Below are 6271 nucleotides of genomic sequence, written 5' to 3'. Positions count from 1 at the left end.
CCTGCCATTTCTCAACAATTTTCAGGCACTCGTCAAGGTCGCTTATTTCAGCCGACTGTTTAAGATTTTCAAAATATCCGGTCTGTGTTTCCGGATATTTATAACCGCTCATTTTTTCGATAACATCATCTATCTGAAGTGTATCGAAATCGTCAAGAGCTTCTTTCATCTCTTCAAGCAGTTTCATAATATCTTCCGTACCAGCCGTTTTCTCCTCAGCAGATATCTGTACATCAGGAAATAACGGTGCAAGTATCTCTTTATACAGCTGAAATTCTGAAAGCATCTCAGCTGTTTTTTCATTGATCAGGCTGTAATTACCCTCATTTCCTGCACGTTCAAGTTCAGCTGCAAGTGCTGAAACCTTATTTGCACCGATTTGTTTTGAAGTACTTTTAAGGGAGTGAACCTCAATGGTATAATCTCTCCAGTGCTCTGCCTCCTTATGTTCCAGAATGGTTTTTGACTTTTTGTCAATAGAAGTGTAGTATTCCTTGAGTATGGTAAAGAAAAGTTCTTCGTTTCCTATAAGGGCAAGTGCGGCTTCCGTGTCAAGTCCTTTGATATTTACCAGCAGATTTTTAGCGGAACTTTTAATCTGATGCATATATTCTTTGGCATCCGGTGACATGTCTTCACGAAGTGCAAGGTCAACAAGTCCGATCACTGCATTCATAGGTGTTCTTATTTCATGGCTCATATTTGCAAGAAAATCGCTCTTCATGGACGAAGCCTTGGCAATTTCCTTATTCCTTTTCTTGATCTCATGGGACTGATAGGCAAGAAAAGACAGTGTACTTGCCATGTCTGACAGATACTGAGCGGATTTGTCAATGATAGATTTGTCAATAATCTGCACCTTTTTAACAGCTTCAACGTATTTTTCCGGATCAATGCCCAGTTCAAGAGCTGTTTCACGGAATCTGTCATAATTAGGCTTTTCCGGAAGAACCTGTCCGCCGATAAAGCTGCCGATCATTTTTCCGTTTACAATAATCGGTGCAGCATAATCAACAAGTCCGGCATGGCAGTAATAGGTACATGCCCTTCCCGATTTCATAGTAAGCTCCGCACCTGCTTTATCGCAGCCCATACAGCGTTTGTTTCCCAAAGCGGATTTTCAATAATTGTGTATTTATTTTACCATTGGTTCGGCATTTTGTCAATAACTTTTAAACAATTGAAATTAAAAAATATTAATTTAGCACAATTTATAACAATTTCTTTGTTAAAAATACATACATCACAAGGCAGATACCCACCATAATATAAAACAGACGCATTTTGTCAATATCACTTCCAATTAATCCGCTTTACCAAAGTATATTGATCAAAGTGAAAAATAACAATGTAATTTTAAAATACGTTCTCTTACTCTCTTATCAAACCAAAACGCCCCCTTTCGGGAGCGTTCTGAAAATTATTTTTTGCCTGTTGCTAAGAACTTTGCAATTGCCGCAGCGTCACGGACATTTACCTTTCCGTCTTCGTTAAAATCTGCAGAAGCAGGAAGTTCGTCTGCTTTTCGTTCTGCAAGTTTTCTGGCAATGAATGCAGCATCCCGGACGTTTACAATACCGTCACCGTTAGAGTCACCCAAAACATCATCACTTTCACTTTCGCTTAGTTTATATACGCCAACCTTACCATCTAAGGTTTTAACATATACAAGCTTGCTGCCATCAGATATTTCGTTACTCTTTGAACTAAATTCATTTTCCAAAATACCCTGAAGTTCAGGTCTGACATATTTAAAGTTTATTTCAGATGGATTAAAAGAAAGTACCTCAAAATATTCAACAGGAACAAGCACCTCGTTATCCTCAGAAACCACCCCTGACAATCCGTCTTTCTCAACATAATATAAATTGCCTTCCTTATGTGCAATGTCATAACCGTTAACCTTTGCGAAATCATTTAAAACATCATCACTGGTTATTGTCATATATTTAGGCTTTCCATTAACGAGCTTACACACCTGAACGCCATACTTGTCCAGAAGAACAGTCTTTAAAGCGTATGGAGTAAGACTGCTTCTTGTGCTGCAAACCTTTATTCCGTTCTCAGTGATATTATTGTAAGGTTCAACAATGATATTACCCTTAATATCAATTACACCTGTTTTATAAACTGTTTCCTCTTCATAGTCCCCATATAGCCCTTTACAATAACATGTATTGTATTCGGGCGTTTCCACAATACTCAGACCATTTTCATTAAATGGTTTAAAATAGTCAAACTGCGGCTTGATAATTTCCTTGCCATCGCCATCGTATACCCCCCATAATCCATTGATTAAAGCAAGGTATCTGTTATCGCTTATCATTTTTGCCACAGTCATATTATTGGCATTAATATATCCGGTATCAAGTTCTTTAACAGATAATGCAACAGAGCTTGAGTTTTTTCCTTCTGTACTTGAATATGCTTCAACATTAAAAGAAGTATCATCTTCATCGAACTCCGGATTCATGGTAATGTATATATCATCGGAAGGTTTAACAACTTCTGTGCCGTCAATACAGATAATTCCATAGTAATTGTTCTGATTGCCCGACCAGAGATCCTCCTGATTATTATCATTTGCTGCATATTTTACTACAGTAGCATAGCCGTCAACAAAATATGAAACTTCATCATAAATACCAGTCTGCTGATATTTTATTTCACCGTCTTCAATATTATAAACGATGTTTGACGTAACACCATCATCTCTTTTTACAAGATTCCAGTCAGCGTCATATACACAACCTGTTATACTGTTGAAGTTATATGCACCTTCAAATTCCTTAATAGCTTCTCCGTTTGAACCGATAATAGCTGTCATGCCTTCTTTTGTTACAAGGTATCCGCCATAACCTACAGAAACACTGTCATATTCAGCCGGAACAATAACACCTTTGTCAAGTGACGCAACACCATATTTTTTTATCACTGTTCCGTTTTCATCATTTTTGTCATTGACATAGAATACGATATCTCCTGAATAAACATTATCATTGCAGTTAATCTGAACTCCAGAAGGTGTTCCTTTAACAGGTTCATTTAACAGATTAAAATTCATATCGCTTATAACAAATGAATCCTCTGTCATCAGGCAATATCCTATTGGTTCTCTGCCTGAACCGTAGTTGTAGTTCTGACTGTCATCATAAACAGGAGAAAGATCAGTATATGGGCTGAGATCCTTCTTATCCTGTGCATCTGCAAAATTCACATATTCAAGATGGTTATCTTCTTTTTGAAGAATAACAATATCGTGATTTACATTTCTGACGGTCTTGGCATATTCTGAAACATCATGAGGTTCATAGGCTGAATCAAGAATATATTTATATCTGCTGCTGGTAGTAACATTATAATCCAGAGCTTCATCATAATATTCTTCCAGAACCTCAAGTTCAAAGTCAAAATTGGAGTTGTAATCATTTTTCACGCTGACTTCAATATCACTGTTTTCCCAAACCGGTTTTATCTCAACGTTTACTGACACACTCACAAATTCCTGGTCCAGCTGACTATATGAATACAGCGAATCATCGCTTTTTACAGTTATAATATTACCGTTCTTTTCAACAGAAGCATAATCGAATGTCGGGAATCGTTTAGTAACAGCTGATTCCTCTAAAACGTTAAGGTCTGCATCGTATCTGGTAACCTTTCCGTCTTTCTTAACTTCCAGAACTTTATTATAACCATATTCAACATCTTCAGCATTTTCTATAAGTACTTTAAATTCGGTATTTATAACATCATATACACCGTCATGCGATACAATAAATTTCTCACCATTCAAATTCTGAATATAATCATACTTATTGCTGAAAGATTCAGTTTTACTGTTATATATCAGCTGTTTATCATCACTGTCTGTCAAACAGATACAGTCACATTCAAATGCATAATTTACATTATATCTCACATCTGTCCTGTTGTGACCATTATCCGAAGAATTATTACCGTTATGACCCAATTCTGCAAAATATTTAAAAGTTTCAGATTCTGCTTTTCCGTCAGGACTCATGAAATAATAGGAATAATTTGTTCGTTCATTCTGAACTATATCCCCATTCCAGTTTTCTTCTTCAACAATTTCAGTGGTATACTTAGACACAAGGAACTTACTTCCGCAGAGATAAAATTCACCTATTCCCTCAGCAGGTGCAGCGATAACAGAACCATCTGCCCTGATAAGTCCTGTTTTGCGTATTTCACCATCAATCACATCAACCATGAAATAATCATCGCTGATACGGTAAATAGCATCATATTCATCAGATATTTTCTTTCCGCTGTCATCTATAAGTGCGAATTTATCACCAAATCCTGCGATAATTGAGCCGGATTCTGTACTGATACAGTAATTTTCATCAAAGAAATCAAAAGAATACGGATCATTTGTAGGGCTGATGAAGTTATACTGCCCTCTTGTTGTTGATACATAGCTATAAAGACCGCTGAGTCCTTCTTCCTTGCTGATGAGCTTTTTTTCACCATTACTGTCAATGACAATAAGCTGTGTATCATCATTAACAGTATAGTCATTTCCATCTTTAATGAGGATAGCTTTATCCCTCATTTCAATTAATTCATCATATTCACACTCTTCTACAAGTTCTGAATCATACTTAGCTGCTGCAAACACCGGCGTCATTAAGCCAACCATTGAAACAAGAGCTGTAGAAAAAGAAATGAACTTTCGCGTTGGTTTTTTCATAAAGAACCATCCTTTCGTTAATATATTTATAGTAAAACGACACAATACCATTATGCTGTGTTCAATTTTACTTTAGAAATTTATTCATCTGACCATTTGAATAAATATTCCCCAAAATAAATTAATAATTTGTTCATATACCCTATAAGCAAGCTTTTAAGCAATAATGTCTTAATTATTATTCATGGCATTCAGTCGGCATATTATCCGAAGTATAATATCCGATCTCACTTTCATAACATCTGTCTGTTGCCAGACCACCGCTTGATGTACAGAATTCATATTCAATTACAGAATCATCGGGCGTAAACTTATCGTGTTCAAGCGGAAACTGTCCGACGATATTTTTCCACAACTCCGTTGGCGGAATATATTGAATATCTTCCATGGATGATTCATCATCAAATCCCATCCATACTGCTGTTACATAATCAGGAACTGCCCCAACAAAAATACGGCCTGAATCAAGATTTAAATCGTTGGCAGCTGTTCCCGTTTTTCCGATAACTTCTATATTTTCCATAGCTGCTGCATTAGCGATTCCATCAGCAGTATTTACATTATAATATAGTAGTCTGTTCATTATCCATGCATCATCCGATTCCATTGCCTGATGCATTTCCACATCGTTTTTCAGTACTGTATTTCCGCTGCTGTCAAGAACCTCAGTATAAAAGTGAGGTTCAAAATAGTATCCGCCATTACCGAATACAGCATATGCTGCTGCAAGTTCGTGAAGATACACCCCGTTTTCAAGTGCACCTAATGCCATTGCGGCATATGATGCATCATTATTCGTAATTGTAGTAAAGCCAAAATTATCCTGTAAAAAATCACAGCAATACATAGGCGTAAGCCTGTCTACAAGCTGTGCAGCGGCAGCATTTTTCGATTTTCTCAGTGCTTTAGTAATTGTAATGTTACCATCGTAAATACCGTCATAATTTTTAGGCCACTCATACGACGAATCTACATCTTCAAATATCAACGGTTCATCGGGGATAAGTGAAGAAAAATTTATCATTTTCCGTTCAAGTGCAGGAGCATATGCACTTAGTGGTTTTATAGACGAACCAAGCTTATGGGGTACTCTGTAACTGCGGTTATATGAATGATTGTCATTGTTTCCCCCGATTATTGCCGCTACACCGCCGCTGTAATCAAGAACAGCACATGCCGATTGCGGAAAATTGTGTTCTGAATCATATGTAAAATTCAAATCATCTGCATATACTCTGTCAAGAACAGCTTGAATGTCACTGTTGTAAGGCGTTTTTATAGTAATACCGCCAGAATAAATAAATTCAACAGCTTCCTGTCGTGAACATTCTTTAGCTATGCAATAATCAGTTATCACATTCTCAATCATAGCATCAAAATAATCAGAATCAGGAATATGTGATACAAGATTTGCTCTCACATTTGGCAAATCCCTGGGATTATCTGCGTATTTTTCATGATTTTCTGCAATAGTACAAAATTGTTCCCATTCATCATCGGTACCCGCCAACCGCACCCTCAAGTGCAAAAAGAAGCCGGATAAAAACATCCGAC

3 protein-coding genes are annotated in these 6271 nt (G+C 36.9%); all 3 read right to left on the bottom strand.

What is annotated here, in order from left to right; genetic code table 11:
* Positions 1 to 1093: PocR ligand-binding domain-containing protein (locus tag ACI4WO_RS04020; RefSeq protein WP_439806273.1), on the bottom strand; the 1093-nt coding region annotated here is incomplete at its 3' end.
* 327 nt (positions 1094 to 1420) lie between these two features.
* Positions 1421 to 4717 (bottom strand): dockerin type I domain-containing protein, encoded by a 3297-nt coding sequence (locus ACI4WO_RS04015; RefSeq protein ID WP_439806272.1) that lies wholly within the window; start codon positions 4715 to 4717, stop codon positions 1421 to 1423.
* A 178-nt stretch (positions 4718 to 4895) separates the two neighbouring features.
* Positions 4896 to 6227 (bottom strand): penicillin-binding transpeptidase domain-containing protein, encoded by a 1332-nt coding sequence (locus ACI4WO_RS04010; RefSeq protein WP_439806271.1) that lies wholly within the window; start codon positions 6225 to 6227, stop codon positions 4896 to 4898.
* Positions 6228 to 6271 lie beyond the last annotated feature (44 nt).

This window comes from Porcipelethomonas sp., from assembly GCF_051893655.1.
Classification (GTDB): domain Bacteria; phylum Bacillota; class Clostridia; order Oscillospirales; family Ruminococcaceae; genus Porcipelethomonas.
The sequence above is the reverse complement of the archived record's forward strand: the minus strand, read 5'-3'. Positions and strand labels throughout refer to the sequence as shown.